Source organism: Janthinobacterium pasteuri, from assembly GCF_051380775.1.
Lineage (GTDB): Bacteria > Pseudomonadota > Gammaproteobacteria > Burkholderiales > Burkholderiaceae_D > Janthinobacterium.
This window is the reverse complement of record NZ_JBNYXS010000003.1, coordinates 16,760-43,463: the sequence shown is the minus strand read 5'-3', so window position 1 is coordinate 43,463 and position 26,704 is coordinate 16,760. Positions and strand designations below refer to the sequence as shown.

The 26,704-nt window shown below is 58.1% G+C and carries 29 protein-coding genes and 1 other RNA gene; 19 read left to right on the top strand and 11 right to left on the bottom strand.

The window, feature by feature from the left end:
* Positions 1-5: 5 nt before the first annotated feature.
* From ACQ4WN_RS04475 to ACQ4WN_RS04465, 3 genes are all read right to left on the bottom strand, one after another.
* Positions 6-1,052 (bottom strand): sensor histidine kinase, encoded by a 1,047-nt coding sequence (locus tag ACQ4WN_RS04475; RefSeq protein ID WP_436550440.1) that lies wholly within the window; start codon positions 1,050-1,052, stop codon positions 6-8.
* A gap of 289 nt (positions 1,053-1,341) precedes the next feature.
* Positions 1,342-1,725 (bottom strand): hypothetical protein, encoded by a 384-nt coding sequence (locus ACQ4WN_RS04470; protein WP_436550439.1) that lies wholly within the window; start codon positions 1,723-1,725, stop codon positions 1,342-1,344.
* Positions 1,725-2,234, bottom strand: a complete 510-nt coding sequence (locus tag ACQ4WN_RS04465; RefSeq protein WP_436550438.1) for a penicillin-insensitive murein endopeptidase — start codon at positions 2,232-2,234, stop codon at positions 1,725-1,727. Before ACQ4WN_RS04465 ends, ACQ4WN_RS04470 begins: the two co-directional genes overlap by 1 nt.
* 352 nt (positions 2,235-2,586) lie before the next feature.
* Here ACQ4WN_RS04465 and ACQ4WN_RS04460 point away from each other — a divergent pair, with 352 nt between their 5' ends.
* The 3 genes from ACQ4WN_RS04460 to ACQ4WN_RS04450 all read left to right on the top strand — a co-directional run bounded on the left by ACQ4WN_RS04460 (position 2,587) and on the right by ACQ4WN_RS04450 (position 4,104).
* Positions 2,587-3,051 carry an HD domain-containing protein gene (locus ACQ4WN_RS04460; protein WP_436550641.1) on the top strand — a complete coding sequence of 155 codons (465 nt, stop codon included), beginning with the start codon at positions 2,587-2,589 and terminating at the stop codon, positions 3,049-3,051.
* A gap of 209 nt (positions 3,052-3,260) precedes the next feature.
* Positions 3,261-3,722 (top strand): penicillin-insensitive murein endopeptidase, encoded by a 462-nt coding sequence (locus tag ACQ4WN_RS04455; protein WP_436550437.1) that lies wholly within the window; start codon positions 3,261-3,263, stop codon positions 3,720-3,722.
* A 13-nt stretch (positions 3,723-3,735) separates the two neighbouring features.
* A complete protein-coding gene (locus tag ACQ4WN_RS04450) occupies positions 3,736-4,104 on the top strand; it encodes a hypothetical protein (protein WP_436550436.1) in 369 nt (122 codons plus the stop codon).
* Positions 4,105-5,040: 936 nt separating this feature from the next.
* Here ACQ4WN_RS04450 and ACQ4WN_RS04445 read toward each other — a convergent pair.
* Positions 5,041-5,226, bottom strand: a complete 186-nt coding sequence (locus ACQ4WN_RS04445) for a transposase (RefSeq protein WP_436550435.1) — start codon at positions 5,224-5,226, stop codon at positions 5,041-5,043.
* Positions 5,227-5,471: 245 nt separating this feature from the next.
* Here ACQ4WN_RS04445 and ACQ4WN_RS04440 point away from each other — a divergent pair, with 245 nt between their 5' ends.
* Genes ACQ4WN_RS04440 through ACQ4WN_RS04430 form a run of 3 tightly spaced genes read left to right on the top strand, consistent with a single transcriptional unit; the run spans position 5,472 to position 7,023 of the window.
* Positions 5,472-5,906 carry a hypothetical protein gene (locus tag ACQ4WN_RS04440; RefSeq protein ID WP_436550434.1) on the top strand — a complete coding sequence of 145 codons (435 nt, stop codon included), beginning with the start codon at positions 5,472-5,474 and terminating at the stop codon, positions 5,904-5,906.
* Positions 5,903-6,538, top strand: coding sequence for a type II TA system antitoxin MqsA family protein (locus ACQ4WN_RS04435; RefSeq protein ID WP_436550433.1), 636 nt, complete (start codon positions 5,903-5,905; stop codon positions 6,536-6,538). Before ACQ4WN_RS04440 ends, ACQ4WN_RS04435 begins: the two co-directional genes overlap by 4 nt.
* On the top strand, positions 6,493-7,023 hold the full coding sequence (locus ACQ4WN_RS04430; protein WP_436550432.1) for a hypothetical protein: 531 nt from the start codon (positions 6,493-6,495) through the stop codon (positions 7,021-7,023). The genes ACQ4WN_RS04435 and ACQ4WN_RS04430 overlap by 46 nt, the downstream gene beginning before the upstream one ends.
* 62 nt (positions 7,024-7,085) lie before the next feature.
* Here the strand turns inward: ACQ4WN_RS04430 and ACQ4WN_RS04425 are convergent, their stop codons facing one another.
* A complete protein-coding gene (locus tag ACQ4WN_RS04425) occupies positions 7,086-7,364 on the bottom strand; it encodes a site-specific integrase (protein ID WP_436550431.1) in 279 nt (92 codons plus the stop codon).
* A 524-nt stretch (positions 7,365-7,888) separates the two neighbouring features.
* Between ACQ4WN_RS04425 and ACQ4WN_RS04420 the strand changes: the two genes are divergently transcribed.
* The gene (locus ACQ4WN_RS04420) at positions 7,889-8,158 is read left to right on the top strand and encodes a type II toxin-antitoxin system PrlF family antitoxin (protein ID WP_436550430.1); all 270 of its coding nucleotides are present in this window, start codon (positions 7,889-7,891) and stop codon (positions 8,156-8,158) included.
* Positions 8,159-8,256: 98 nt separating this feature from the next.
* Here ACQ4WN_RS04420 and ACQ4WN_RS04415 read toward each other — a convergent pair whose 3' ends face one another.
* The 6 genes from ACQ4WN_RS04415 to ompA all read right to left on the bottom strand — a co-directional run bounded on the left by ACQ4WN_RS04415 (position 8,257) and on the right by ompA (position 12,316).
* On the bottom strand, positions 8,257-8,625 hold the full coding sequence (locus ACQ4WN_RS04415; RefSeq protein ID WP_436550429.1) for a hypothetical protein: 369 nt from the start codon (positions 8,623-8,625) through the stop codon (positions 8,257-8,259).
* Position 8,626: 1 nt separating this feature from the next.
* Positions 8,627-9,091 (bottom strand): hypothetical protein, encoded by a 465-nt coding sequence (locus ACQ4WN_RS04410; protein ID WP_436550428.1) that lies wholly within the window; start codon positions 9,089-9,091, stop codon positions 8,627-8,629.
* Between the two features lie 474 nt (positions 9,092-9,565).
* Positions 9,566-9,926: a transfer-messenger RNA gene (gene ssrA / locus ACQ4WN_RS04405) on the bottom strand.
* Positions 9,927-10,009: 83 nt separating this feature from the next.
* Positions 10,010-10,714 carry an HAD family hydrolase gene (locus tag ACQ4WN_RS04400; protein WP_436550427.1) on the bottom strand — a complete coding sequence of 235 codons (705 nt, stop codon included), beginning with the start codon at positions 10,712-10,714 and terminating at the stop codon, positions 10,010-10,012.
* A gap of 68 nt (positions 10,715-10,782) precedes the next feature.
* Positions 10,783-11,478 (bottom strand): bifunctional 2-polyprenyl-6-hydroxyphenol methylase/3-demethylubiquinol 3-O-methyltransferase UbiG, encoded by a 696-nt coding sequence (ubiG, locus tag ACQ4WN_RS04395; protein WP_436550426.1) that lies wholly within the window; start codon positions 11,476-11,478, stop codon positions 10,783-10,785.
* 127 nt (positions 11,479-11,605) lie between these two features.
* Positions 11,606-12,316, bottom strand: a complete 711-nt coding sequence (ompA, locus tag ACQ4WN_RS04390; protein WP_035825645.1) for an outer membrane protein OmpA — start codon at positions 12,314-12,316, stop codon at positions 11,606-11,608.
* A 656-nt stretch (positions 12,317-12,972) separates the two neighbouring features.
* On the opposite strand from ompA, the gene gyrA reads away from it, so the two are divergent.
* The 12 genes from gyrA (at position 12,973) to lapB (ending at position 26,662) form a co-directional block, all read left to right on the top strand.
* Positions 12,973-15,660, top strand: a complete 2,688-nt coding sequence (gene gyrA, locus ACQ4WN_RS04385; RefSeq protein ID WP_436550425.1) for a DNA gyrase subunit A — start codon at positions 12,973-12,975, stop codon at positions 15,658-15,660.
* 109 nt (positions 15,661-15,769) lie between these two features.
* Positions 15,770-16,354, top strand: coding sequence for a DUF2059 domain-containing protein (locus ACQ4WN_RS04380; protein ID WP_436550424.1), 585 nt, complete (start codon positions 15,770-15,772; stop codon positions 16,352-16,354).
* A gap of 24 nt (positions 16,355-16,378) precedes the next feature.
* A complete protein-coding gene (gene serC / locus ACQ4WN_RS04375; protein ID WP_436550423.1) occupies positions 16,379-17,470 on the top strand; it encodes a 3-phosphoserine/phosphohydroxythreonine transaminase in 1,092 nt (363 codons plus the stop codon).
* Between the two features lie 82 nt (positions 17,471-17,552).
* The gene (pheA, locus tag ACQ4WN_RS04370) at positions 17,553-18,623 is read left to right on the top strand and encodes a prephenate dehydratase (protein ID WP_436550422.1); all 1,071 of its coding nucleotides are present in this window, start codon (positions 17,553-17,555) and stop codon (positions 18,621-18,623) included.
* A 44-nt stretch (positions 18,624-18,667) separates the two neighbouring features.
* A complete protein-coding gene (gene hisC / locus ACQ4WN_RS04365; protein ID WP_436550421.1) occupies positions 18,668-19,774 on the top strand; it encodes a histidinol-phosphate transaminase in 1,107 nt (368 codons plus the stop codon).
* Between the two features lie 4 nt (positions 19,775-19,778).
* Positions 19,779-20,687, top strand: a complete 909-nt coding sequence (locus tag ACQ4WN_RS04360) for a prephenate dehydrogenase (protein ID WP_436550420.1) — start codon at positions 19,779-19,781, stop codon at positions 20,685-20,687.
* A gap of 18 nt (positions 20,688-20,705) precedes the next feature.
* Entirely contained in the window at positions 20,706-22,061 is a 1,356-nt protein-coding gene (aroA, locus tag ACQ4WN_RS04355; protein ID WP_436550419.1) for a 3-phosphoshikimate 1-carboxyvinyltransferase, read from the top strand.
* Positions 22,062-22,077: 16 nt separating this feature from the next.
* Positions 22,078-22,746: a (d)CMP kinase gene (gene cmk, locus ACQ4WN_RS04350; RefSeq protein WP_436550418.1), complete on the top strand. Its 669-nt coding sequence runs from the start codon at positions 22,078-22,080 to the stop codon at positions 22,744-22,746.
* Positions 22,747-22,861: 115 nt separating this feature from the next.
* Positions 22,862-24,574: a 30S ribosomal protein S1 gene (rpsA, locus tag ACQ4WN_RS04345; RefSeq protein ID WP_080570587.1), complete on the top strand. Its 1,713-nt coding sequence runs from the start codon at positions 22,862-22,864 to the stop codon at positions 24,572-24,574.
* A 17-nt stretch (positions 24,575-24,591) separates the two neighbouring features.
* Positions 24,592-24,897, top strand: coding sequence for an integration host factor subunit beta (locus tag ACQ4WN_RS04340; RefSeq protein WP_008446215.1), 306 nt, complete (start codon positions 24,592-24,594; stop codon positions 24,895-24,897).
* Positions 24,898-25,137: 240 nt separating this feature from the next.
* Complete coding sequence (locus ACQ4WN_RS04335) at positions 25,138-25,440, top strand: LapA family protein (RefSeq protein WP_034751796.1); 303 nt, start codon at positions 25,138-25,140, stop codon at positions 25,438-25,440.
* A gap of 46 nt (positions 25,441-25,486) precedes the next feature.
* Positions 25,487-26,662, top strand: coding sequence for a lipopolysaccharide assembly protein LapB (gene lapB / locus ACQ4WN_RS04330; RefSeq protein WP_436550417.1), 1,176 nt, complete (start codon positions 25,487-25,489; stop codon positions 26,660-26,662).
* Positions 26,663-26,704: the final 42 nt, after the last annotated feature.

The following is a 26,704-nucleotide window of genomic DNA, read 5'->3' as shown; positions in this document are numbered from 1 at the left end:
CCACGCTAGCCGCCGTTCGCTCCCTCGTTCAGCGATACCCTGGGTAGCCGCACGGTAAACACCGTGCCGCATTCCAGGCTGGACTCGGCGCCGATGGTGCCTCCATGCGCGCTGGCGATTTCACGCGCGATAAACAGACCCAAGCCGATACTGGTGGCATTGGGCGCCTTGTGATCGTCGGAAATGGCCAGTTGTACGAGGGGATCGAATATGCACTTCAGCGACGCTTCCGGGATCTGGCGGCCAAAATTCTTCACTTGCACCACTGCCGTATCGGCATCGCCGCAGGCCGTGATGGTCACCGGCTGGTCGTCGGTGCGATATTGCGCAGCATTATTGAGCAAATTGGAAAACAGCTGGGCCAGGCGGGGTGCATCGAAGTCGCCGATCATCTCGCCCTTGGTGCTCAGTTCAAACTTGCATTTCGGGTGAGCGGCCGAGGCATCCTCGACGGCCGTCTTGCAGATTTCCCCCAGGTCGCCCAAGCTGGGGGAAATGGGCATGCGCCCCCCCAGTTGGGTCCTGGCAAATTCCAGCAGATCGTTCACCATGGTTGTCATGGTGGCCGCGCTGCGGGCGACCCGTGCACCGATCTCCACCGTGGAAGATGAGCTCGCGCTCGGCCTGCTCAGCAGCGCACCGGCCATCGTCATCGTGCTCAGCGGACTGCGCAGATCGTGGCTGAGGATGGCGAGAAAGGTATTGCGGGTGCGGTCGCTCTGCTGCGAATAGCGTATGGCCGATTCCTGCAGCGCCTGGTCTATCGCTTCATTGAAGCGCAAGATGTCTAGCGCCGCCGTTTTCGCCGTCACCGACACCTGTGCCATCCACAGACGCAGAACGCTGGCCCGCATCGCGCGAAATTCCGCCGTCAGTTGCGGCAGCGTGAAGCCAATCTGCTGGCGCAGGGAACCATGCGTCGCGGCTGCGGTTTCCTTGCCCGCTATTTCCGATACGCCCGTGGTCGATTTCTTTTTCCGCTGCGCCGCGTTCTCGATGACATCCATGTCGCGCACGATGGTTTCCAGCATCTGCTTTGCATGATCGCGCAATTCTGCTTTCGAGATGGCGGTCCCAGGAATGGGGAGTGACCTGGCGAAGAGTTCCCACTCTTCCAGGATCGGCTCAAGATGGCCGCTTATAAAGCGCGATAGTTTCACAGTGGACCAATGCGGTGATGGACGAGGAGACAGTGTACGCGGTTGAGGCGAGGGATGGTGGATTGGCTTCTGCTCTGGGTGTCATAGGCAGGTAGAGTCGCTCAGGCGGAAGAATTCGGCTGGATGTGCGCCAGTACAGGGAGGCGGGTCCTGGTTTTACCTGTGCCAGGCAGCTCCCAGGCTAGCAGATTGCTGCATACATCCCTTTTCCCGTACGCAGGTCGAGTCCGAAATAGCATTCGTATGCTGCCCCTTTTGTATGAACGCAAGTAATATCTCCCCTGCGCCGCTCACGGTAGTCCGCCGAGGAACTGCAGGCCTGCTTCTGTTTCACATCGGGGCCGAGCTGGGCAAACAGTTCCCGTGCCAATTCCCCTTTGACCATGATTGCCACTTTCCCGTCGTTTCGCGTGGGCGGCAGCATTTCGGACAGCGTTCCGCCATAGATCTGATAGTCACCCCTCAAGGGGCGTGGTTCGCCAGTCCATGCCGGCAGCTTGTCCGCGGCTTGCGACGGCGAGAATAGAGCGAGCGCCATGGCACAGCATGCAAGCCGAGTATTCATCAGTGCTTTCTGATTTCAATGTGAAGATGGTCGTCGTGCCCTTGCAGAGACCGGACGCGCCCACCGGCAATCGTCTTTTGCACCTCGCCATCGTTAAAGAAGACCTTGGTGACCATGGGATGCTGCAAAAACAGTCGTATCAATTTGATGGTGGCGTTCCGGTCATACACGTCATCAAAGCGTGACACCCGTGCGGACTGGCCTTCCAGCCTGTCCTTCCGCATGGGGCGTATATCCATTTCAAGGCCTTTCCGGTGACTCACATGCTTGTCGTACCCTAACCCTTCCGCGATACTGATATTCCCGATGCCAAACTTCCGATCATCAATTGCCTGCCATTCACGTTCGATGTAAAAGATCAGGGATAGCAAGCTGGGGTGCGCATATTGGGCCATATGGCCGGAATGTGGTATCCGGTGCAGATTGCCATAGACGTAGTAGCCGGCACCTTCCGGAGCCTGGGGCAGAATGAAAAACCCGCGCTTGTCACTGGGCTGAACTTCAAGCATGGTCGACTCTGCTAGGCGCAACGATGGGGGAAACTGGCATTGTTTCGCATTTCGTTCCATCTGGGATTGCGCTTCCGCAAACAATTGCGTGCTGGAACAGGATTCACCGCCGCCATGGCGGAAAGAACATGGAGGCGGTGGAGGCGGGGTCAGGAGGCGGGGGCAAATACCGTCTTGGGTCAGGAGGCGGGGGCAGGTCAGGAGGCGGGGTCAGGTCCGCCATTCAGACACGACCACAGCCATGCCGATGTCCAAACCATGCCCCACATCGCCACCGCTTTTCAAGGACAGTCAGTCGTGCCGTATCGGCATTTAGTAGAGCGCAACTTGCCACAAATAGAGATGAGCAAAGCTGAGATCGTGTACAAATGGCGGACCTGACCCCGGCTCCCTGGAGCGCGCAATTGAAATTGCCGCCGCCACCCATGCCGGCCAGACGGACAAGGGCGGTGCGCCGTACATACTCCACCCCTTGGGCGTCATGCTGCGCGTCGCCCCCGGCGCCCAGCAGATTGTCGCCGTGCTGCATGATGTGGTGGAGGACAGCGACGGCAAAGTCAGCTTCGACGACCTGGCGCGCGAAGGTTTTTCCCAAGAAGTCATCGACGGCGTGCGCGCCGTGACCAAGATCGAAGGCGAGTCCTACGAGGATTTCATTAGCCGCGCGGCCTTGAACCCGGTCGGCAAGGCCGTCAAGCTGGCTGATCTGGCTGAGAATAGTGATTTGTCGAGGATAGAGGTGCCGACGCAGAAGGATTTGGAGCGGGTGGAGAAGTATCGAAGGGCGATGGAATATTTAATGGGTGAGGTTTTTTAACTTCGAAATGGCGCAACGCCATCGTTTCAACTGGCAACAAGTCCACCAACGTACGGATCTTTGATCCTTCGCAATGCTCAGAAAATGCATAGCGGTAAGAATTGTCGAGCGCGCAGATTTCTTTGCGAACGTGCAAGGAGGCCTGCCAAAGGGGGGGCATCGTGCCATTGGTTTGAGCTGAGTCCGGGATTTTACATTCAGGAGTACGCATGCTGGAATTGCAGCCAAAGGATGCACGCGGCTATTTCAATCTTCCGCAACGACCTGAAGGTGCGGGATATTACACCTACGGTACGCCGCCGAATGGCGCCGGACAATATGCGCATCCCAAGCTGCTTTCGCTGCTGTTTTTGGTTGAGCATCAATGGCAAGGTATCGATAGCCGGAAAATTGGTTTTGGAAATATCAGCCTGGCTGATGGCGCTCCCTACAGTGAACATAAAAGTCATCGAAGCGGAAAAGACGTCGACGTCCGATTGCTTCGCAAAGACAAAATGGATAGCCCTGTAACAAGGTTTGACTCTCAGTACGACCGCGATGCCACGGCCCAGTTAATCCGCATATTTTTTGAATTCAGCTTTGTCCACGTTATTTTTTTTAATGATCCCACCATTCCCCGGGTAAGACCCCTCAAACGGCACGACGACCATTTTCATGTCACGATCAAGTAGCGGGACAGATGACATGAAACGCCTCCTCGCTTTTTTTCCTCTCTTTGTTTTGGCTACGGCCATGATCCAATCCGCCCCCAAATGGCTATTTTCTTACCAGTCAATCAAAGGCCACTATGCGATTTATGGCGGAAGCTTGAGCGATCCGCAGCCGCCGACCAAGAAAGAAAGGCGCATTGCGTTCTGGATCGACGGCAGGGCGGCAAAACAGCTGTTTGATGCGATGGGCCCGGACTTGCGCAACGCGTGCGGCGCAGATGGCGAATATCGATTGCGCCAGCGGGCGGAACTGAGCTGCTCCTACCATCCACGAGATGGCCACCACTGCGACTTCGGCTTTGATCTGCTGACCGGGCGCAGCATCGGCGGCTCCCTATGTTGAGGCGCGCCAGCCTGTCAGGCGTCACGCTACTGTGCTTGCTGTTGGCGCACCAGGCCCGGGCCGTCTGGGAGTTTGTGCAGAAGGATTTTTCAGGTTCGTACGCGATTTATGGCGGATATCTTGACGAAGCCATAGCCCCGGTTGCGGGCGATACCAAAGTCGCGTTTCGCTTGACGGGAGCCGCTGCCAGAGACATGTTCGACGCCATGGGGCCGGATTTGCTCAATGGCTGTCCCGATACACAAATACGCATTCGTCATCGTGACATGCTGCTGTGCCGATATCGGCCAAAGGATGGCTATCTCTGTGATTTTGGGTTTGATTTGTCGACGGGGTTGAGTATAGGGGGAGCGGTGGGTGGGGCGGTATGTGGGAAGTAGTATGTGAAGTCGCGGTCGAAGGGAGTGATAGGTGGCGCAGGTGCCAATTAAATGAATCGGAAAGGGTTGTGTTTGCAAGCCCATCCCGGTTTTGCGGTACAAGACCTGAGAGGCTGATGTTGTCGTTAGGAAAAACCGTCTGCGGCGCAAAACCTAGTCAGACGAATCGGAGAGGGTTGCGCTTGCAAGCGCAACCCGGTTTTGCGGCGCCGAGCTGCGCTCGCCGAAGGCCCCGCAAAACCCCCGCGCCCGTGCCGGACGCGGATTCGATGCCCGCGTTCTGCATGCATGGAATAAATAAAAAGGGCCTCCCCGCCAAAAACGGGGAAGCCCTTTTATTTATTCAGTGGTGGAGACGGCGGGAATCGAACCTGCCGTAAATCGCCTAAACTAAGGGCTGGCAAGATGGAGATGGCAAAAAAGGTACATTGAGTAATCAGGTTAAATTTATTAAGAATGTAGTTGCGTAGTTTTTTGTCAATAGTTTAACTTTCTCGAGCAATTTTCCCCCTTTCAGACTGACGAAGTGGTGCTAGAAGTACCTAGGGTGCTTCCACTAGATATCAAGGCGGTTCAGCTCAGGGCTGTAGGGCGGCAGGCAATACAGAAACAACCCCTGCGTCATCCATTTTCGCCGGCGTTTCACGATCTGCGTTTCCTTATGGAATGACGCATTGTTGAGCACGACGCTACGCGGGACCGCATGCTCTCGCGTAGCGAGGTCGCCAAAGAATTCGATCACGTCTTCGTAAACCGTCGGCCAGCGCTGCGTTCTTTAGTTTTTCCATGCTGCGTGTCGTCGCGCCGCGTCGCGCATTTGTCGGCCCCTCGTAGGTTACGTGAACGAAGGTTCCAACGACGTTGCTCATCATGGCACAAAGTAAGTGTTTCTCTAGGCAATGTGCAGCTACAATAGCTAGATGACAATTTACTATAGCTCAGTTTGCCCTAGCTTCCACCGGATTTAACTTGCGTTAACTAACCTTTATGGTCAATAATAACCTTCTTCGCTTGCTTCCTTCAGGCACCTGTGTACTTGAAAATGGCAACAATGGACGTATCCTCATAGGTAACGGACCAGTGTATTGCCTTCGAACTGCTCAATCGCAGTTGACGTTAGACAACCTTCGGGTTCTGAATGTTAACGCTTTGCAACACAAAGAATTGTCTTTTTTGCCAGAGCTTTCCGACGAAGAGCTGTTGGATTTTATTTTGGCCTTGAATCCTACCGATCACGTCGGTTCGGAAAGATGTTCCACAAGTATCAATAGAGTAGTTGATTGTGACGGCTATGCCATGAAATGGAATAGAAAACTCCGACAGCGTTGGGAACATGGGGCCAAAATTTACGTTAAGTTTGGCTATATGGAAAATATTTCCAAATGCCTTATTATTAGTATTCATCCCTCAAAATTGCCATGACCGATAAAATTCTTGCAGAAAAATGCCCTATGTGTGAGGACGGAATTATGTCGCCTTTTTCTGATGGTGTTTACGAATTTTCTCACTCTAGAAAAAAACATAAAGTTAATGGATTGCATTATGCAAAATGTGATGTGTGTGAGACGTCAGGATACCTTCCTGGTCAGAGGAAATATAACAATCAGTTGATCGAGAATTATCAAAAAGAATTGTTGGATTTTGTTTCTCTTTCGGATATTTTGGCTGTTAGGGAAAAATATACCCTTACTCAAAAACAAGCCAATATTATATTTGGAGGAGGGGTAAATGCTTTCTCAAAGTGGGAACGTGGAGAGGTTATTCCTTCCGGAGCAATTGCGCGAATTATTAAATCTGCGTTATTGTCTACGGAAGTAATGCGAACCTTGGCTGAGGTATCTAGAGTAGCTATCGAAATTGTTGAAAATTGCGTTGAAAGTGCAGCCGTAAAAAAAGAAATTCCTATGCACGCTAAAGTCATGACTTATTCTTGTACACATACTGAATATTCAGACGATGTGGTCAGTGATGCGCGGAACGACGAATTTGACTCGGATGATGGAAATAAATGGATATTAAATACGACATCGCAACAACCCCAATACCTCAATTAAATAATTTTAGGGTTAAGTCCTTGCATGCACAAGCTGCAGCAAGGCCACTTATCGGGAAAATTTCTGCGAAATTAAAAGAGGCAGTGCAGCTGACAATTGAAGCAGAAGACGATGAATCTATAGGGGCGAATCCAGCTGGGCGATTAATTCGTATAGTTGCCACTGTTAAATTTGATGGGCGTTGGTCTGGTATCGATGATCCTAATGATTTCCTATTGTTTGTTGCTGAGTATGGTGCTATTTTTGTTTATAACAGAGGTGTCGCATTAGAGGTGGTTGAACGATGTATGGAGTCAGATTTCTATCGAAAAATAATTTCGTCTCAAGCATACCCGTTAATACAAGACAATATTAAATCTCAGCTTAAATCTATGGGTTTGAACTCCTCTCGTAAGCTTGGTTTTGATTTTGGTATCGGTGAGTTTTCGGAGGATGATTCACAAAATTCAGAAAAGAAAAAGATTCGTTCAAAGAAAAAAATCTAACCACTTTAATTTTTTCGAATAGGTTTTTCAAACATAGAATGGGAATCCATTCTATGTTTAATTTACTTTTCTTTTCTATTCCCAAAAATTGCTTCAGCTTTATTTCCAGCTGTTAAGTCTGCGTCTGGCATCCATCTTCCGTATATCCGGGCAATCATCGTCCAATCAGCATGTCCCATTTGCTTTGCAACCCACATCGGGTGCTCACCAGCCGATAGCATCATGCTGGCATAGGTGTGCCGTGTCTGGTACGGATTGCGATAACGAACGCCGGCGCTTTTTAATATGCCGGTCCATAACGTCTTGCGGATCGGCTGGTCGCCCTCCCAGCGCCGTTCCAAGCGCGGATTTTGAAAGACTTCCCCTTCCTTCGCCCAGTGAATACCTTTTGCTCCTGCAGTGCATGCATAGCGCGCTCCAGCAGCTTGACTTCGCGGCGGCCAGGGGAGGCGGGGTCAGGTCCGCCATTCAGACACGACCACAGCCATGCCGATGTGCAAACCATGCCCCACATCGCCACCGCTTTTCAAGGACAGTCAGTCGTGCCGTATCGGCATTTAGTAGAGCGCAACTTGCCACAAATAGAGATGAGCAAAGCTGAGATCGTGTACAAATGGCGGACCTGACCCCGGCTCCCACCGGCTCCAGCGGCTCCATAAAGCGCGATAGTTTCACAGTGGACCAATGCGTTGATGGAAGAGGAGCCAGTGTACGCTGTTGAAGTGAGGGATGGGGTATTGTGTCCCTGCTTCGGGTGTCATCTACGTATTTCTCGGCATGTTGCGGGGCCGGCCGAAGACGGCAATTCATGGTAATGCAATCGCATTACCATGCAAGTATTCCTGTGTTTTGACCGGAGAGCATCATGGCCGCTTTCCACGACATCGAATCCACGCTGATCGACCGTTACCAGACCACTGTGCCGGAAGCCGTGCATCGCGCCTTGCGGTTGGGCAAGCGGGACAAGATCCACTACTCCGTTCGCCCGAATGGCGAAGTGGTCATGACGCGCGCCGACGCTTCCGCAGGCAATGACCCGGTGCCGGGGCAGTTCCTGGGCTTCCTGGCGCGCGATCTCGCCAGCCATCCGAAGCGCCTGCTGGCCGTGGCTAAGGCCTCGGCACGAAGGTGCTGATCAGCGTGCTTGAATGGGAGTTGTACCATTTGCTTCGGACCAGCCAAGGATGAGATGGTGTATCAATCGCGGATCTGGCCCCGGTCACCCCAGGCGACCTAGCAAATCGATCCACCTATGCTTTTGCCACTGCGCAAGTTAAAGCCGAAGTGGCACACATAGCCGTCGTGATCCCGGACACAGGAAACATTTTCCTTGTCGCGCTGTCGATAGCCTTTCTCCAAACTGCAGCGCTCTTTCGAATCCGGAGCCATGGAGTCAAACATGTCCTTGGCCACGGTCCCCGTGACCATGAACGAAATCTTGCGCTCATGTGGTGTAGGTGGTTGCTGGTCGCCCAAGGTATTCGAATAGATCAGATAAGAACCCTTGAACGGCCTGTATTCGCCCCAGTCGCTGTTGCCAGCTGCATAAGCCAGTGAAAACAGGATGAAGGCGCCCCACGCCAGAGCCCACTGTTTTTTCATTTCAAGCTTTCAGTTCCAGGTGGAAGTGATGGTCGTGATTTTTGAATGGCGTCACGAGCGGAATGCCGGTATCGTTAAACAGCACCCTGCGCACACTGGCATGGGCGCGAAAAAGTGCGATGAGCTTTGCCGTCGCGGTTTGATCGTATTCTTTGTTGTACCAATATACCGGAATGGGCAGACCATCTTTGCGCAGTGGACGAATGTCCACCTCCAGTCCGGACTTGTGCGTTGAGTGTTGCCCATAGGCGGTTCCGTTAGCCAGGCTAATGTTGCCGATGCCAAATTTCCGCGTATCCGACGCTTGCCATTCGCGTTCCACATACAGCAGTGCCATCATCATGTTCGGGTGCGCATATTGGCCCGCACCCCTGCCCGGGGTGCCATAAACGTAATACCCGGCATCTTCCGGAGCCTGGGGCAGGATGAAAAAACCGCGCTTATCCCTGGGCTGCACTTCTAGCATGGTCAACTCCGCTATGTGAAACGGTGGGTAGCTGGCATTGTTTCGCATTCCGTTCCAGCGGGAATTGTGGTATCGCAAACAATGGCGAGCTGGAACCGGATTTGTCCATTGCTCTCGGCGGCGCGTGCACGAGTCTGGTTCATGTACAATCGGCAACATACGGATCGACGTATCCGCCCCTTCATTGCGGAGTACGCGACCGAGGCGGGGTCAGGTCCGTCATTTGGACACGACCTGAGCGGCTGATATTGTTGTTAGGAAAAACCGCCTGCGGCGCAAGAGCCAGTCAGAAGAATCGGGGAGCCGTTGCGCTGCAGCGCAACGTCGCTTCGCGGGTGCCTCGCATGCGAGGCAAATTCCCCGCTACGCCCCGCGTCCGTACCGGACGCGGATTCGGTTCCGGCTGTTTCGTCGTTGGATAAAAAAGTAAGGGCCCCGTCGCTTGCGCTCGGGGGCCCTTACTTTTTTATCCAGTGGTGGAGACGGCGGGAATCGAACCCGCGTCCGCAAGCACTCTACAGACAGTTCTACATACTTAGCACTATCATTTAATTTAACTCAGCCAGCACGGATGTGCACGTTATGGGCAAGCGAGTTACCTATTATTTAGTCGGACGCTAAGTAACCCAGCATACGACGAGTCCCTGTAAATGACTCTAGAGCTTTTGACGGCCCACCCCAGGGACGAGGTGTTCTAGAGCTAACAGCGATTAAGCTGCCAGTGCGTACGAGTTATCGTTTGCAGTTAAGTTTTTTCAGGTTGTATTTACGAGGTAGCCCGCCCTCGGTATGCCCTGCGCTGCTTTGCAACCCACGTCGAAACCAGGTCGTCCCCACAGAACCTTCATTGTAGCGCAAAGTTCACACTCTTGCATGATGCATTCGTTTGTCGGCGTGCCAGATCAAGCGGCCGCTGATTTACGCCGCCAGCTGCCGCGCCTGCGCCGCCTTGACCACCGCGCTGACCAGTTCCAGCAACGCTTGCGGCGTGTCCAGTAAATGGTCGGCGTTCCAGTGCTGCGGCTCGACTGGGCCGCAGTAGCCCCAGGCGCAGGCGATCGTGCGCATGCCGGCGGCGCGGCCGGCCTGGATGTCGCGCAGGTCGTCGCCCACGTACCAGCAATCTGCTGGTGCCAGGTCCAGGCGGCGCGCCGCTTCCAGCAAGGGGGCGGGGTGCGGTTTCGGGTGGGGCATGGTGTCGCCCGAGATCACGCAGCCGGCGGCGCCCAGGCCGATCTGACCCACCAGCGGGTCGGTGAAGCGGGCGGCTTTGTTGGTGACCACGCCCCAGGCCAGGCCCAGCGCTTGCAAGCCGTCGAGCAGGGCAGGGATGCCTTCAAATAGACGGCTTTCCACGGCCAGGGCCGCTGCGTAATTGTTCAGGAAGCCGTCTTTCAGTGCTTCGTAGCCGCTGTCGCCAGGTTGGACGCCATACGACGCGCCTATCATGCCGCGCGCGCCGGCCGATGCGGTGGGACGCAGGATGTCATACGGGGTCGGCGCCAGGCCCGCGCGCGCGCGCAGCAGATTGATGGCCGCTGCCAGGTCGGGCGCGGTGTCGGCCAGGGTGCCGTCGAGGTCGAACAGGATGGCGCGCGGCGCTGGCAGTTGGTCTGTGATCATGGCGGGTAAAATGTGTCAAGTAAGAATGAAAAATGGCGGCCGCAGCCGCCTTGTATTGTGCGTGATGGTTACAGCGGCCGGGTGCAGGCCACCAGATAATTGACGCTGGTATCGCTATTAAGTGAGTAAATCTTGGTCAGCGGATTGTAGCCCATGCCGCGCATGCTGTTGACGTCCAGGCCGGCGCTGCGCAGGTATTGCGACAGTTCGGCCGGGGTGATGAATTTGTCATAGTCGTGCGTGCCTTTCGGCAGCAGGCGCAGCAGGTATTCGGCGCCCAGGATGGCGAACAGATACGCTTTCGGGTTGCGGTTCAGGGTCGACAGGAAGACGTGGCCGCCGGGCTTGACCAGGGTGGCGCAGGCCTTGACGATGGCAGCGGGGTCCGGCACGTGCTCGAGCATTTCCATGCAGGTTACAACGTCGTACTGGCCTGGCTCTTCCTCGGCCATGGCTTCGGCGGCGATCAGCTTGTAGCGCACCTTGGCGCCCGATTCCAGGCTGTGCAGGTCGGCCACTTTCAGGGCCTTGTCGGACAGGTCGATGCCCGTCACGTCGGCACCCTTGCGGGCCATCGATTCGGCCAGGATGCCGCCGCCGCAGCCGATGTCGATCACGCGCTTGCCGGACAGCGGCACTTTTGCGTTGATCCATTCCAGGCGCAGGGGGTTAATTTCGTGCAAGGGACGAAACTCGGAAGTGGGGTCCCACCAGCGGTGGGCCAGCTCACTGAATTTTTGGATTTCGAGAGGGTCGGCGTTCATACATCGAATGATAGCGGCAATTTTACAATTGGGCAGCCACGGACGAAAAAAAACCCCGCCGTGGCGGGGTTTTTCATGCTGTTCTTGACTTGCGCGATGACTTGCGGCAAGTACAGGGGTTCAGCTATTACTTGTTGCGGGTACCAACAACTTCGATTTCCACGCGACGGTTTTTCGCACGGCCTTCGGCAGTTTTGTTATCAGCAACAGGTTGTTTCTCGCCTTTGCCTTCGGTGTACACGCGGTTGCTTTCAACGCCTTTGGTGACCAGGTAGGCTTTGACAGCATCAGCACGACGTACCGACAGTTTTTGGTTGTAAGCATCGGTGCCGACGGAGTCGGTGTGACCCACAGCGATGATGACTTCCAGGTTGATGCCGCCCAGTTGTGCGGACAGTTCGTCCAGCTTGGCTTTGCCTTCTGGCTTCAGCGTAGCTTTGTCGAAATCGAAGAATGCATCAGCAGCGAAGCTGACTTTTTCCGACGTAGGAGCAACAACGACTGGCACTGGCACGACAGGTGCTGGTGCTGGAGCAGGTACGACTGGCGCTGGAGGAGCGACGCATTTGCCGTCTTGCAGGGTTTCTGGCTCTACGCACAGTGGCACGTCGCAACCTGGCACTGCGTCAGCAGGTGTCCAGTAGCCGGTGCGCCAGCACAGACCGAATGGATCGCGCACGATCACGCCGCGGGCATCTTGCACGTAAGCGCTTTTTGGGCTTGGTGCTTTGATGTCAGTGGTAACTGGCGCGAATGGTGGGGAGGTTGGGGTTTGGGCCGAAGCCGAGCCAGCAATCACTGCGGATGCAGCGAAAAACAGCGTTACAAATTTATTCATTCTTTTTTCCTTTCGGGGGGTGATATCCGCAGAACAACACTGCGCTACTGGTGCTACGTGCCAAGATTTTATCATGTAGACCATATGCGCTCGTTTCAGATTGCGAAACTAGCAATTAACTTCCCAGTCATTTTGCCACACGCATCAGGGGCGCACGGCCGTGGTTAAATCAAAGCTTGCCCGATTTTAGACTGCACGTTGTTTTTGCGCAACGAAAATGCTCATTTGTAACGCGTCTGTAACAATTGATCGCTTTTTTTGCCTCTTTTAAGGGCAGGTGTCTTGAACTGATATTGCCAGTGTGCATTATCGGCAGGCTGGCGTGCATAGTCCTGGTGCAATCTGACAATATTGTCGGCATGGCCAATTTGTACAGGTAGCGGGGCGCGCATGCTAAAATCGTACGCTTGACTGTTAAGAGTGTCGAGCAAATGCCCACGGCGGCACTGCATGGCCTGCACGTACCCCTGCGGTACAGGTAGCGGCCGCGCCGCCCGCCCGCCGATTTGCCCGGGCACTCTGCGACATGGAAGCCGGGCCGCGCCAGCAGCGCGCGGTGCGGCGTCCACGACGACAGCCGCCTAGGATATGCAGTATTGCGTCATACATTGCGTAACAGATAAGTTAACCACAGCCTGAGATCAGTCGAACCGCCAATGGATCAATTCGCAAAAGAAACAATTCCTATTTCCCTCGAAGAAGAGATGCGCAAGAGCTACCTCGATTACGCCATGAGCGTGATCGTTGGTCGCGCCTTGCCCGATGCGCGTGATGGCTTGAAGCCAGTGCACCGCCGCGTCTTGTTCGCGATGCATGAAATGAATAACGTGTGGAACCGCCCTTACGTCAAGTGCGCCCGCGTGGTCGGCGAAACCATGGGTAAATACCATCCCCACGGCGATGCCTCGATCTACGACACACTGGTGCGCATGGCGCAAGATTTTTCGCTGCGCTACATGCTCGTCGATGGCCAGGGCAACTTCGGTTCCGTCGATGGCGATGGCGCCGCGGCGATGCGTTACACCGAGTGCCGCCTGGACAAGATCGCCGGCGAGCTGCTGGCCGATATCGACAAGGATACCGTCGACTTCCAGCCTAACTACGATGGCAAGGAAAAGGAACCGACGGTCTTGCCGACGCGTATCCCGAACCTGCTGATCAATGGCTCGTCCGGTATCGCGGTCGGCATGGCGACGAACATTCCGCCGCACAACATCACCGAAGTCATCGACGGCGCGCTGCACGTGCTGCGCAATCCCGATTGCACGATCGATGAATTGATCGAGATCATTCCCGCTCCCGATTTCCCTACCGCCGGCATCATCTATGGCGTGTCGGGCGTGCGCGACGGCTACCGCACGGGCCGCGGCCGCGTCGTGATGCGCGCCAAGACCCACTTCGAAGAATACGGCAAGGATGGTGGCCGCATCGCCATCATCGTCGACGAGCTGCCATTCCAGGTCAACAAGAAATCCTTGCTGGAACGCATCGCCGAGAACGTGCGCGACAAGAAGCTCGACGGCATTTCCGACATCCGCGACGAATCCGACAAGTCGGGCATGCGCGTGGTGATCGAGCTGAAGCGGGGCGAAGTGCCGGAAGTGGTGCTGAACAACCTGTACAAGCAGACCCAGTTGCAAGACACCTTCGGCATGAACATGGTGGCCCTGGTCGATGGTCAGCCAAAGCTGCTGAACCTCAAGCAGATGCTGCAATGCTTCCTGTCGCACCGCCGCGAAGTGGTCACGCGCCGTACCGTGTTCGAACTGCGCAAGGCGCGCGAACGCGGTCACGTACTCGAAGGCCTGGCTGTCGCGCTGGCCAATATCGATGACTTCATCGCCATCATCAAGGCCGCGCCGACGCCGCCGATCGCCAAGGTCGAGCTGATGGCCAAGGCCTGGGATTCGTCCGTGGTGCGCGAAATGCTGGCCCGCACGGGCGATGGCACGACGCCAGGCGGCATCGATGCCTACCGTCCGGAAAACCTGCCGAAGCACTACGGCATGCAAACGGATGGCCTGTACAAGCTGTCGGACGACCAGGCGCAGGAAATCTTGCAGATGCGTCTGCAGCGTCTGACCGGCCTGGAGCAGGACAAGATCGTCAACGAGTACAAGGACGTGATGGAACATATCGCCGACTTGCTCGACATCCTGGCCAAGCCGGAACGCGTCACCGTCATCATCACCGATGAAATGACGGCGGCGAAGAACGAATACGGCGCCGGCAACAAGGACGTGCGCCGCTCGCAGATCGAGCTCAATGCGACCGACCTCGAAACGGAAGACCTGATCACGCCACAGGACATGGTCGTGACCCTGTCGCACACCGGCTACATGAAGGCGCAGCCGATCACCGAATACCGCGCGCAGAAGCGCGGCGGACGCGGCAAGCAAGCCATGGCGACCAAAGAGGAAGACTGGATCGACCAGCTGTTCATCGCCAACACGCACGACTACATCCTGTGCTTCTCGGATCGTGGCCGCATGTACTGGTTGAAGGTGTGGGAAGTACCGCAAGGCTCGCGCAATTCGCGCGGCAAGCCGATCGTCAACATGTTCCCGCTGCAAGACAACGAAAAGATCACCGTGATCCTGCCGCTGTCGGGCGAGAACCGCACGTTCCCGGAAGACCATTACGTCTTCATGTCGACCAGCCTCGGTACCGTCAAGAAGACGCCGCTGAAGGACTTCAGCAATCCACGCAAGGCCGGCATCATCGCGGTCGACCTGGACGACGGCGACTTCCTGATCGGCGCGGCGCTGACCGATGGCCAGCACGACGTGATGCTGTTCTCCGATTCGGGCAAGGCAGTGCGCTTCGACGAAAACGATGTGCGTCCGATGGGCCGTACGGCGCGCGGCGTGCGCGGCATGAACCTGGAAGAAGGCCAGCACGTGATCGCCCTGCTGGTGGCCGAGAACGAGCAGCAGTCGGTGCTGACGGCAACGGAAAACGGCTACGGCAAGCGTACGCCGATCACCGAGTACACGCGCCATGGCCGTGGCACGAAGGGTATGATCGCCATCCAGACCAGCGAGCGCAACGGTAAAGTGGTTGCCGCGACCCTGGTCGATACCAGCGATGAAATCATGCTGATCACCACCGGTGGCGTCCTGATCCGCACCCGCGTGTCGGAAATCCGCGAGATGGGCCGCGCGACGCAGGGCGTGACCCTGATCGCCGTGGAAGACGGCACCAAGCTGTCCGGCCTGCAGCGCGTGGTGGAAACGGATATCGACGAAGTCGAGCTGACGACGGAGGCGGACGCCGCGCCTGCGCCGGCAGCGGCTGAACCAGCCGATCCCGTTGATCCTGTCGATCCGGCCCAGCCGGAGTAAGATGATTGGGGCTCTTTCGGGAGCCCCAATTGCTATTGGCGTGCCACTTGCTGCGCCAGCTTTGTGTACCCCCAGGTAGTTCCCCCGCTTTTGTAAAGTCCCGCATGCCATGAGAAAAATCGTCGCCACCTTCTTCGCCGCGTTTTCGCTGGCCTTCCTTGCGACCCTGCCGGCCCTGGCTCAGAGTGCGCAAGCCACGCCCGCCCGCCAGGCTGCGCCCAGCCCCGCCATGAAAGTGGCCGTGCGGCGCATGCTCGACGCGATGCAGTTCCCGCAGCTGACGCGCAGCATCTTCGACCAGATGCTGCAATCGGTGCCGGCCATGATCCGCCAGTCGGCGCAGCAGCAGATCATCAGCAACCCGAAGCTGGACGAGCAGCGCAAGGCGCGCGCGCTGGCCAGCGCCGAGGAAGAAATCCCCGTCGCCATCGCCACCCTGACGCAGGTGCTGGCCGACCCGACGCTGATCGACGAGCTGGCCGCAGAAATGGTGCCCCTGTATGCGCGCTTTTACACGGTGTCGGAAGTCGAGCAGCTGACGGCCTTCTACAAGACGCCGCTGGGACGCAAGATGCTGGCCACCATGCCGCAACTGTCGGCCGAATCGATGGCCATCAGCCAGCGCGTGGTGATCCCGCGCGTGAATGCCGTGCTCGAACAAGTCATGCGGGCGGCCACGCAGTCGCCCCAATAACTCCATTTTTCCAAGGACCGTATCGTGACCCATATCTACAATTTCTCCGCCGGCCCCGCCGTCCTGCCCAAGGAAGTGCTGGCCCAGGCGGCTGCGGAAATGCAGGACTGGCATGGCAGCGGCATGTCGGTGATGGAAATGAGCCACCGTGGTCCCGAATTCATTTCCATCTACAAGCAGGCGGTGGCCGACCTGCGCGAACTGCTGGCCGTGCCCGACAACTACAAGATCCTGTTCCTGCAGGGCGGCGGCCTGGGCGAGAACGCCATCATTCCCATGAACCTGGTGGGCCTGGCCGCGCAGCAGCCGGCCACCGTCGACTTCGTACACACGGGCTCGTGGTCTGGCAAGTCGATCCAGGAAGCGGCCAAGTATGCCAACGTGAACGTGGCCGCGTCGTCCAAGGCCACCCGTTTCACGGGCGTGCCGCCCATCTCCGAGTGGAAGCTGACGCCAGGCGCCGCCTACCTGCACATCTGCACCAATGAAACCATCGACGGCGTGGAGTTCCAGCAAGCGCCGAATGTGCCAGCAGGTACCACCATCGTGGCCGACATGTCGTCGCACATTTTGTCGCGGGTTATTGATGTATCGCAATATGGCGTCATTTTTGGCGGTGCACAGAAAAATATCGGCCCGGCCGGCCTGACGCTGGTCATCGTGCGCGAAGACTTGCTGGGCAAGGCGCTGCCGATCTGCCCGTCCGCGTTCGACTGGACCATCGTCGCCGAACATGAATCGATGTACAACACGCCGCCCACCTACGGCATCTATATCGCCGGCCTGGTTTTCCAGTGGCTCAAACGCCAGGGTGGCGTGGCAGCCATGGAACAGCGTAATATTGACAAAGCGGCGCTGCTGTACGCGGCGCTCGATGCGGACGATTTCTACCAGAACCGGGTCGCCCCGGAATACCGCTCGCGCATGACCGTCCCGTTCCATCTGCGCGACGAAAGCTTGAACGACGCATTCCTGGCCGGCGCCAAGCAGCGCGGCCTGCTGCAACTGAAGGGCCACAAGTCCGTCGGCGGCATGCGTGCATCGATCTATAACGCGATGCCGATCGAGGGTGTGCAAGCCCTGGTCAACTATTTGAACGAGTTTGCCGGACGCTGAGTCGCATAGACGACCGCGCCGGCCCGCCGCCGGCGCAGGCCGTGCGGCCATGATTGAAGTACAGCTGACGAAACAAACAACCATGACCGATAAATTGAAACCGCTGCGCGAACAGATCGATGCGATCGACGCGCAAATCCTCGAGCTGCTGAACCGCCGCGCGCAAATCGCCCAGCAAGTAGGCCACGTGAAGGCCGAAACGCAGGCGCCAGTGTTTCGCCCCGAGCGCGAAGCGCAGGTGCTGCGCGGCGTCGCCGAGCGCAATCCCGGCCCCATGGGCGACCGCGAAGTGCAGACTATCTTCCGCGAAATCATGTCGTCCTGCCGCTCGCTGGAAAAGCGCGTCACCGTGGCCTACCTGGGCCCGGCCGGCACCTTCAGTGAACAGGCCGTGTATCAGCAGTTCGGCAGCGCCGTCGAAGGCTTGCCGTGTGCGTCCATCGATGAAGTGTTCCGCTCCGCCGAGGCGGGAACGGCGGACTTCGGCGTGGTGCCGATCGAGAATTCCTCGGAAGGCGCCGTCAACCGCACGCTCGACATGATGCTGCAGACTAGCCTCATCATCAGCGGCGAAGTCGCCATTGCCGTGCACCACAGCCTGATGACGAAGAGCGGCAACATGGATGGCGTCACGGCCATCTGCGCCCATTCGCAGGCGCTGGCGCAGTGCCAGGTGTGGCTGAACCAGAACTACCCGCACATCGCGCGCCACGCCGTGGCCTCGAATGCCGAAGCGGCGCGCATGGCCGGCGAAGATGGCACGGTAGCGGCCATTGCCAGCGAACTGGCGGGCGCGCAGTACAAGCTGGGCCTGGTCAAGGGCCATATCCAGGACGACCCGCACAACCGCACGCGCTTCGCCGTCGTTGGCACCTTGCAGACGGCACCGTCGGGCAAGGACCAGACGTCACTGGTGCTGGCCGTGCCGAACAAGGCGGGCGCCGTGTACCAGTTGCTGGCGCCCCTGGCGAAGCATGGCGTGTCGATGACGCGCTTCGAGTCGCGCCCGGCGCGCATGGGCAGCTGGGAGTATTATTTCTATGTCGACGTGGAGGGCCATGTGCACGACCCTGCCGTCGCCCAGGCGCTGGCCGAGCTGCAAGGCAATGCGGCGTTTTTCAAGGTGCTGGGGTCGTATCCGGTCAGCCTGTGAAGTTGTAGATACTCCAACAATTACCCACTTTTTTAAAGAACACCATGTCTAAAAATATCGGTCCAGAATACGTCCGCGCCATCGCGCCTTACCAGAGCGGCAAACCGATCGCGGAAGTCGCGCGCGAATTCGGCCTCGACGAGGCAGCCATCGTCAAGCTGGCGTCGAATGAAAACCCGTACGGCATGCCTGAATCGGCCAAGCAGGCGATGATCGCAGCCATCGATGACCTGGGCCGCTACCCGGACGCCAACGGCTTTGACTTGAAAGCCGTGCTGTCGAAGCGCTATGACGTGCCGGCCGACTGGATCACCCTGGGTAACGGCAGCAACGACATCCTGGAAATCGCCGCGCACGCGTTCGTGCAGCATGGCCAATCCGTGGTGTACTCGCAGTATTCGTTCGCCGTGTACGCGCTGGCCACGCAAGGCCTGGGCGCGCGCCACATCGTCGTGCCGGCGCAAGCCTACGGCCATGACCTCGACGCCATGGCGGCGGCGATTGCCGACGACACGCGCTTGATCTTCATCGCCAACCCGAACAACCCGACCGGCACCTTCCTGTCGGCCGCGCAGCTCGAAGCGTTCCTGCAAAAAGTGCCGCAGCACGTGGTGGTGGTGCTGGACGAAGCCTACAACGAATTCCTCTCGGCCGACGACCAGTACGAATCGACGGCCTGGGTGCGCCAGTATCCGAACCTGGTGGTGTCGCGCACCTTGTCGAAGGCCTACGGCCTGGCCGGCCTGCGCATCGGCTTCGCCATTGCCCAGCCTGTGCTGACGGATCTGATGAACCGCATCCGCCAGCCGTTCAATGTCAATTCGCTGGCGCAGGCTGCCGCCATCGCTGCCCTGAACGACAAGGCCTTCCTCGAGCAAAGCGCGCGCAACAATGCGGCCGGCTACCAGCAGTTTACCGAGGCGTTCACGCAACTGGGCCTGGAATTCGTGCCGTCGCACGGCAATTTCGTGCTGGTGAAAGTGGGCGAGGACGACGGCGCCGGCGCCAGGGTCAACCTGGCGCTGCTGAAACAGGGCGTGATCGTGCGTCCCGTCGGCAGCTACGGCTTGCCGCAATGGCTGCGCATTTCCATCGGCCTGCCGCAGGAAAACGCCATCTTCATCGCCGCGCTGACGAAAGCGCTGGCCTGACCTTATGACGACGCCTGCACTGAAAAAAGTCGTCATCTTCGGCGTAGGCCTGATCGGCGGCTCGTTCGCGCGCGCCTTGAAGCATGCGGACGCGGTGACCAAGGTGGTCGGCATGGGCCGCTCGCCGGCCTCGATGGCGCGCGCCCTGGAGCTTGGCATCATCGACGAGATCGGCGGCGACATGGCGCAAGCCTTGCTTGGTGCCGACCTGGTGCTGCTGGCCGCGCCCGTGGCGCAGACGGGCGCTATTTTGGCGTCCATCGCGCCGCACCTGCAACCGGGCACCATCGTCACCGATGCGGGCAGCACGAAGAGCGACGTGGTGGCGGCCGCGCGCGCAGCGCTCGGTGGCAAGGTGGCGCAATTCGTGCCCGGCCACCCGATTGCGGGGCGCGAGACGAACGGGCCTGACGCGGCCATCATCGATCTGTATCAAGGCAAGAAAGTGGTGCTTACGCCGCTGTCGGAAAACGCTGCGGCTGACGTGGAGCGGGTGGTCGCCGCCTGGCGCGCCTGCGGCGCCATCCTGCACACCTTGACGCCCGAAGAACATGACAAGGTGTTTGCCGCCGTCAGCCATCTGCCGCATTTGCTGGCCTTTGCGCTGGTCGACGACATCGCCAAAAAGTCCCACGCGGGCCTGCTGTTTCAATACGCGGCCAGCGGCTTTCGCGACTTTACGCGCATCGCCGGCTCATCGCCGGAAATGTGGCGCGACATCAGCCTGGCCAACCAGCCGGCGCTGCTGCACGAACTGGACGCCTACCTGGCGCAGTTGACGACTTTGCGCGCCCACCTGGCCGCGAACGACGGCGCCGCCATCGAGGGCGTGTATGCGAACGCCCAGCACGCGCGGCAGCAATGGATCGAGGCGATTGAAACGGCGGAAATTCCGGCCGCGCCCGCACAATAAATACTCAAGGATTCCAGCATGACCCAGACCAAGCACTACCCCCACCATATCGATTTGAAACCGGTGATGCACGCCGAAGGCACGGTGCGTTTGCCCGGCTCGAAAAGCATTTCCAACCGCGTGCTGCTGCTGGCCGCGCTGGCCAGGGGCACGACGAAAATCATCGACTTGCTCGCCTCCGACGACACCTTCGTCATGCTCACGGCACTGACCTCGCTGGGCGTCAAATGGACGCAGGATGACATGACGGGCGACCCGGCCACGGCCCACCAGGTGCACCACGTGGAAGGCTGCGGTGGCGTGTTTCCGCACCACGAGGCTGACCTGTTCATGGGCAACGCCGGCACGGCGATCCGCCCGCTGACGGCGGCGCTGGCCGTCATCGGCGGCGACTACACCTTGCACGGCGTGTCGCGCATGCACGAGCGCCCCATCGGCGACCTGGTCGACGCGCTGAACGCCGTCGGCACGCAGATTGAATACACGGGTGAGCAGGGTTTCCCGCCGCTGCGCATCCGTCGCGGCCACATCCACGCGCAGCGCATCGCCGTGCGCGGCAATGTGTCGAGCCAGTTCCTGACGGCCCTGCTGATGGTGGCGCCGCTGATGGCGCGCGAGCATGCGGTGACGATCGACGTGACGGGCGAGCTGATCTCGAAACCGTACATCGAAATCACGCTGAACCTGATGCGCCGTTTCGGCGTGACGGTCGAGCATGACGGCTGGCAGTCGTTCACCGTGCAGCCGGGCCAGCAGTATCAAAGTCCGGGCACCATCCACGTGGAAGGCGACGCGTCGTCGGCGTCGTATTTCCTGGCGGCCGGCGCCATCGGCGGCGGTCCCGTGCGCGTGGAAGGCGTGGGGCGCGACAGCATCCAGGGCGATGTGCGTTTCGTCGAAGCCTTGCAGCAGATGGGCGCGACCATCACCATGGGCGAGAACTGGATCGAAGCCCGTTCGAACGGCGTGCTGAAAGCCGTCGACATGGATTTCAACCACATCCCCGACGCGGCCATGACGATCGCCGTGGCCGCCCTGTACGCGGATGGCACCAGCACCTTGCGCAATATCGCCAGCTGGAGGGTGAAGGAAACGGACCGCCTGGCCGCCATGGCAACGGAGTTGCGCAAGCTGGGTGCCGAAGTGGAAGAGGGCGCGGACTACCTGCGCGTGACGCCTCCGGCGCAAATTCAGGCTGCCAGCATCGATACGTATGACGACCACCGCATGGCCATGTGCTTCTCGCTCGCCTCGCTCGATGGCGCCGCGCGCCGCGGCAACGAGATGCGCATCAACGACCCGAAATGCGTAGCCAAGACCTTCCCCGAGTATTTCGCCGCGTTTGCGGGGATTGCCAAAGACACCCTGATTTAATTGATTGTTTAATACTATGCAGACCTCCAACATTCCAGTCATCGCCATCGACGGCCCCACCGCTTCCGGCAAGGGCACGGTGGCGCACCGCGTGGCCGACAAGCTGGGCTTTCATTACCTGGACTCGGGCGCGCTGTACCGGCTGACAGCTTTGAGCGCGCTGCGCCGCGGCACGGACTTGCGCGACGAGCACGCGCTGGCCAAGCTGGCCGAGCACTTGCCCTGCCATTTTGCGGGCGGCGAGATCCTGCTGGCACAGGAAAACGTCACCGAGCAGATCCGTGCCGAAGAAGTGGGCAATACAGCGTCGAAAATTGCCGTACTGCCAACGGTGCGCCAGGCCCTGGTGAGCTTGCAGCTGGGTTTTCGCAAGACGCCCGGTCTGGTGGCCGACGGGCGCGACATGGGCACGGTGATCTTTCCGCATGCCCCATTGAAGGTGTTCCTCACCGCCAGCGTCGAGGCGCGCGCGCAACGGCGCTACAAGCAATTGATAGACAAGGGTTTTTCTGCTAATATGGAAGACCTTCTGATGGATTTGCAGGCGCGGGACGAACGTGATACTCACCGTGCGATTGCGCCGCTGGTCCCCGCGGAAGGGGCGCATGTCCTCGATACGTCGGAAATGACGGCAGATGTTGCCGTTGACACCGTGTTGAAATGGTATGCCGCCGTAACAAAATAGCGTCTTTTTGCTATGTGGTGCCCGTGACGGCCCCTGGCCAGTCCGGGTGTGTCAAAAACCTAACCCAGTTTAAGTCGCATGGTGCGATCTCTGCTGGTTAACTTGTGTGAACCCTATGTCTACTGTTACAACTAACGAATCTACCGGTATGGAAAGTTTTGCTGCGCTCTTCGAGGAATCGTTGTCGCGTCAAGATATGCGCTCCGGCGAAGTTATTTCCGCTGAAGTCGTGCGCCTCGACCACAATTTCGTGATCGTGAACGCTGGCCTCAAATCCGAAGCATTCATCCCTGTCGAAGAATTCAAGAACGACCACGGCGAACTGGAAGTCAAAGTTGGTGACTTCGTTTCCGTGGCGATCGAATCGCTGGAAAATGGTTTCGGCGATACCATCCTGTCGCGCGATAAAGCCAAGCGTCTGGCTTCGTGGCTGGCTCTGGAAAAAGCGATGGAATCGGGCGAAATCGTCGTCGGTACCGTCAATGGTAAAGTCAAAGGCGGTCTGACCGTGTTGACCAACGGCATCCGCGCATTCCTGCCGGGCTCGCTGGTTGATACCCGTCCTGTCAAAGACACCACCCCATTCGAAGGCAAAACCCTCGAATTCAAGGTCATCAAACTGGACCGCAAGCGTAACAACGTGGTTCTGTCCCGCCGCGCCGTCATCGAAGCTTCGATGGGCGAAGAGCGTCAGAAACTGATGGAAACGCTGAAAGAAGGCACGGTCGTGACCGGCGTCGTCAAAAATATCACCGACTACGGCGCGTTCGTGGATCTGGGCGGTATCGATGGCTTGCTGCACATCACCGACCTGGCATGGCGCCGTGTACGTCACCCGTCGGAAGTACTGACGGTTGGCCAGGAAATTACCGCCAAAGTCCTGAAATACGATCAAGAGAAAAACCGTGTTTCGCTGGGCGTGAAACAACTGGGCGACGATCCTTGGACCGGTCTGTCCCGTCGTTACCCACAAAGCACCCGTCTGTTCGGTAAAGTAACGAACCTGACCGACTACGGCGCATTCGTGGAAGTGGAACAGGGTATCGAAGGTCTGGTACACGTTTCCGAAATGGACTGGACGAACAAAAACGTTGCTCCTAACAAAGTTGTCCAACTGGGCGACGAAGTAGAAGTCATGGTTCTGGAAATCGACGAAGAGCGTCGTCGTATCTCGCTGGGTATGAAACAGTGCAAAGCCAACCCTTGGGATGACTTTGGCGTGACCCACAAGAAGGGTGATAAAGTCCGCGGCGCGATCAAATCGATCACCGACTTCGGCGTGTTCATCGGCCTGGCCGGCAACATCGACGGTCTGGTGCACCTGTCCGACCTGTCCTGGACCGAAACCGGCGAAGAAGCCGTGCGTCGCTTCAAGAAAGGTGACGAACTGGAAGCCATCGTTCTGGCCATCGACGTTGAGCGTGAGCGCGTTTCCCTGGGCGTCAAGCAATTGGAAGGTGACCCATTCAACAACTTCGCAGCCATGAACGACAAAGGCTCGCTGGTAACCGGTACCGTTAAATCGGTTGAGCCTAAAGGCGCCGTGATCCAACTGTCCGAAGAAGTTGAAGGCTACCTGCGCGCTTCCGAAATCTCGCGCGACCGCGTTGAAGATGCTGGTACGCACCTGAAAGTCGGCGATAGCGTCGAAGCAATGGTGTTGAACATCGACCGCAAAGCCCGTGGTATCCAACTGTCGATCAAAGCGAAAGACAACGTTGAAACCCAGGAAGCCATGCAGAAGATGGCAGCTACCGACAACAACGCAGCTTCGGGCACCACCAGCCTGGGCGCCTTGTTGAAAGCTAAGTTCGATAACAAGAACTAAGACTGCGGATACGGCAGATGACAAAGTCCGAGCTGATCAACCGCCTCGCTGAGCGTTATTCTCAGCTGGTGGCGAAAGATGCGGAGTATGCCGTCAAGACCATTCTCGATGCGATGACCAACGCCCTGGCGACCGGTCAGCGTATCGAGATCCGCGGTTTTGGCAGTTTTGCCCTGAACAGCAGGCCCCCGCGCATCGGTCGCAACCCGAAATCCGGCGACAAGGTGATGGTTCCTGAAAAACGGGTACCTCACTTCAAACCGGGCAAACAGTTGCGCGAGCGGGTGGACGCGATGGTCGGGCAACCGATTATCGAGGATTAATCGTCTGCTGGAAGGCGACATAAAGAGCGGCGTCCTTGGATGCCGCTTTTTTTTGTTAATATGCTGAGAATACCTGACATAAGCTACTGCGCGTCGCGCTTTGCGGCCTGCGATGCTCACCGTACTCAAGTACGGTTGCGCTTCTCGGCCACAAATCACTGACGCTCGCTACGGTTTTATCAGCGCTCTACGTTTGTGTCATGTTGGCACTGGCATTTTTTGTTCTCTCTGGACCTATCGATGAAAATCATCTCCACCATCGTTGGCTGTGTTCTTTTCGTCCTGTTCTTCAGTTTTGCGCTGAAGAATGCGCAGGTTGTCGACCTGCATGTTTTCCTCAATTATGAAATTCGCGGCCCCCTGGTCCTGATGCTGCTGGGCTTTTTTGTCGCCGGCGCCAGCCTGGGCGTCCTGGCCTTGACGCCGACCGTGTTCCGTCACCGCCGCGAAGCGACCAAGCAAAAAACCACCATTGCCGCGCTGCAAACCGTTGGCGTGGCCAGCAATGTCCAGCCGCAGCCGGACAGCGTGAGCGCGCAGTAATCGGCGCCATCGCTCCTATCTCTCTTACTCGAATAAAAACAATCGCATGGATTTTGAACTCTGGTGGCTCTTGGGTATTCCGGTGTTTTTCGCGTTGGGCTGGATTGCCGCGCGTGTTGACATTCATCAACTGGTGTCCGAATCGCGCAGCCTGCCGCGCAATTACTTCAAGGGCTTGAATTTCCTGCTTAATGAGCAGCATGACAAGGCCATCGATGCCTTCATCGAAGTCGTCAAGCTGGACCCGGAATCGGCCGATATGCACTTTGCGCTGGGCAACCTGTTTCGCCGCCGCGGCGAGACGGAGCGCGCCATCCGCGTGCACCAGAACCTGCTGGCGCGCCCGGACCTGCCGCTGGAACAGCAGGGTCATGCCGCCTATGAGCTGGGCATGGATTACCTGAAGGCGGGCTTGCTGGACCGCGCCGAAGAAACCTTCAACAGCCTGGTTGACACGCAATATGCGGCCCAGGCGCGCCGCGCCCTGCTGGAAATCTACCAGCGCGAAAAGGAGTGGCCCCGCGCCATCGAAGCGGCCGTGGGCTTGCAGGAAGCGGGCGCCGGCGCGCGCCAGAAGGAAATCGCCCAGTTTTATTGCGAACTGGCGCATGACGCGCTGGTACACATGCGACCGGACGACGCCATGCCGCTGCTGGAAAAAGCCCTGCAGACGGACCGCAAGAGCGTGCGCGCCACCATCCTGACGGGTGACGTGCTGCTGGCGCGCGGCGACGTGGAAGGCGCGCTGACCACCTGGCGCCGCGTGGAGCAGCAAAGCGTGCCGCACGTAGCCCTGGTGGCGCAGCGCCTGATGGATGGCTACACCAAGGTGGGACGTGCGCAGGAAGGCGTCAACCTGCTGCGTTCCTACCTGGAAGAGGCGTCGTCGATCGACCTGATCGAAGTGGTCTTCAAGGCCGTCATCGAGCTCGACGGCGTGGAAGCGGCGAAGCAGCTGGTCAGCGCCGAACTGCGCCGCACGCCGACCCTGCTGGGGCTGGATAAACTGCTCGAGGCGCGCATGATGGATGCGCCGGCCGCCATCTGGTCCGAGCTGTCGATGGTGAAAAACCTCGTGCACGGCTACACGCAGAAGCTGGCCCGCTACCAGTGCAGCCACTGCGGCTTCAAGGCACGCCAGTTCTACTGGCACTGCCCTGGCTGCAACAAGTGGGAAACCTACCCGCCACGTCGCACGGAAGAGTTAAATGTCATGAACTGATTAATCGTACACGCCACCTTGCCTTGCGCAACGTGGCGTGTA

What these genes read in the sequence shown, in the direction of transcription:
- ACQ4WN_RS04340 (WP_008446215.1), top strand. Translation starts at nt 24,592, where the DNA reads ATGACAAAGTCCGAGCTGATCAACCGCCTCGCTGAGCGTTATTCTCAG.
- cmk (WP_436550418.1), top strand. Translation starts at nt 22,078, where the DNA reads ATGCAGACCTCCAACATTCCAGTCATCGCCATCGACGGCCCCACCGCT.
- ompA (WP_035825645.1), bottom strand. Translation starts at nt 12,316, where the DNA reads ATGAATAAATTTGTAACGCTGTTTTTCGCTGCATCCGCAGTGATTGCT.
- ACQ4WN_RS04420 (WP_436550430.1), top strand. Translation starts at nt 7,889, where the DNA reads ATGGCCGCTTTCCACGACATCGAATCCACGCTGATCGACCGTTACCAG.
- ubiG (WP_436550426.1), bottom strand. Translation starts at nt 11,478, where the DNA reads ATGAACGCCGACCCTCTCGAAATCCAAAAATTCAGTGAGCTGGCCCAC.
- ACQ4WN_RS04455 (WP_436550437.1), top strand. Translation starts at nt 3,261, where the DNA reads ATGCTGGAATTGCAGCCAAAGGATGCACGCGGCTATTTCAATCTTCCG.
- ACQ4WN_RS04440 (WP_436550434.1), top strand. Translation starts at nt 5,472, where the DNA reads ATGGTCAATAATAACCTTCTTCGCTTGCTTCCTTCAGGCACCTGTGTA.
- rpsA (WP_080570587.1), top strand. Translation starts at nt 22,862, where the DNA reads ATGTCTACTGTTACAACTAACGAATCTACCGGTATGGAAAGTTTTGCT.
- ACQ4WN_RS04435 (WP_436550433.1), top strand. Translation starts at nt 5,903, where the DNA reads ATGACCGATAAAATTCTTGCAGAAAAATGCCCTATGTGTGAGGACGGA.
- ACQ4WN_RS04380 (WP_436550424.1), top strand. Translation starts at nt 15,770, where the DNA reads ATGAGAAAAATCGTCGCCACCTTCTTCGCCGCGTTTTCGCTGGCCTTC.
- hisC (WP_436550421.1), top strand. Translation starts at nt 18,668, where the DNA reads ATGTCTAAAAATATCGGTCCAGAATACGTCCGCGCCATCGCGCCTTAC.
- aroA (WP_436550419.1), top strand. Translation starts at nt 20,706, where the DNA reads ATGACCCAGACCAAGCACTACCCCCACCATATCGATTTGAAACCGGTG.
- ACQ4WN_RS04470 (WP_436550439.1), bottom strand. Translation starts at nt 1,725, where the DNA reads ATGAATACTCGGCTTGCATGCTGTGCCATGGCGCTCGCTCTATTCTCG.
- gyrA (WP_436550425.1), top strand. Translation starts at nt 12,973, where the DNA reads ATGGATCAATTCGCAAAAGAAACAATTCCTATTTCCCTCGAAGAAGAG.
- lapB (WP_436550417.1), top strand. Translation starts at nt 25,487, where the DNA reads ATGGATTTTGAACTCTGGTGGCTCTTGGGTATTCCGGTGTTTTTCGCG.
- ACQ4WN_RS04410 (WP_436550428.1), bottom strand. Translation starts at nt 9,091, where the DNA reads ATGCTAGAAGTGCAGCCCAGGGATAAGCGCGGTTTTTTCATCCTGCCC.
- pheA (WP_436550422.1), top strand. Translation starts at nt 17,553, where the DNA reads ATGACCGATAAATTGAAACCGCTGCGCGAACAGATCGATGCGATCGAC.
- ACQ4WN_RS04465 (WP_436550438.1), bottom strand. Translation starts at nt 2,234, where the DNA reads ATGCTTGAAGTTCAGCCCAGTGACAAGCGCGGGTTTTTCATTCTGCCC.
- ACQ4WN_RS04335 (WP_034751796.1), top strand. Translation starts at nt 25,138, where the DNA reads ATGAAAATCATCTCCACCATCGTTGGCTGTGTTCTTTTCGTCCTGTTC.
- ACQ4WN_RS04360 (WP_436550420.1), top strand. Translation starts at nt 19,779, where the DNA reads ATGACGACGCCTGCACTGAAAAAAGTCGTCATCTTCGGCGTAGGCCTG.
- ACQ4WN_RS04415 (WP_436550429.1), bottom strand. Translation starts at nt 8,625, where the DNA reads ATGAAAAAACAGTGGGCTCTGGCGTGGGGCGCCTTCATCCTGTTTTCA.
- ACQ4WN_RS04430 (WP_436550432.1), top strand. Translation starts at nt 6,493, where the DNA reads ATGGATATTAAATACGACATCGCAACAACCCCAATACCTCAATTAAAT.
- ACQ4WN_RS04400 (WP_436550427.1), bottom strand. Translation starts at nt 10,714, where the DNA reads ATGATCACAGACCAACTGCCAGCGCCGCGCGCCATCCTGTTCGACCTC.
- ACQ4WN_RS04450 (WP_436550436.1), top strand. Translation starts at nt 3,736, where the DNA reads ATGAAACGCCTCCTCGCTTTTTTTCCTCTCTTTGTTTTGGCTACGGCC.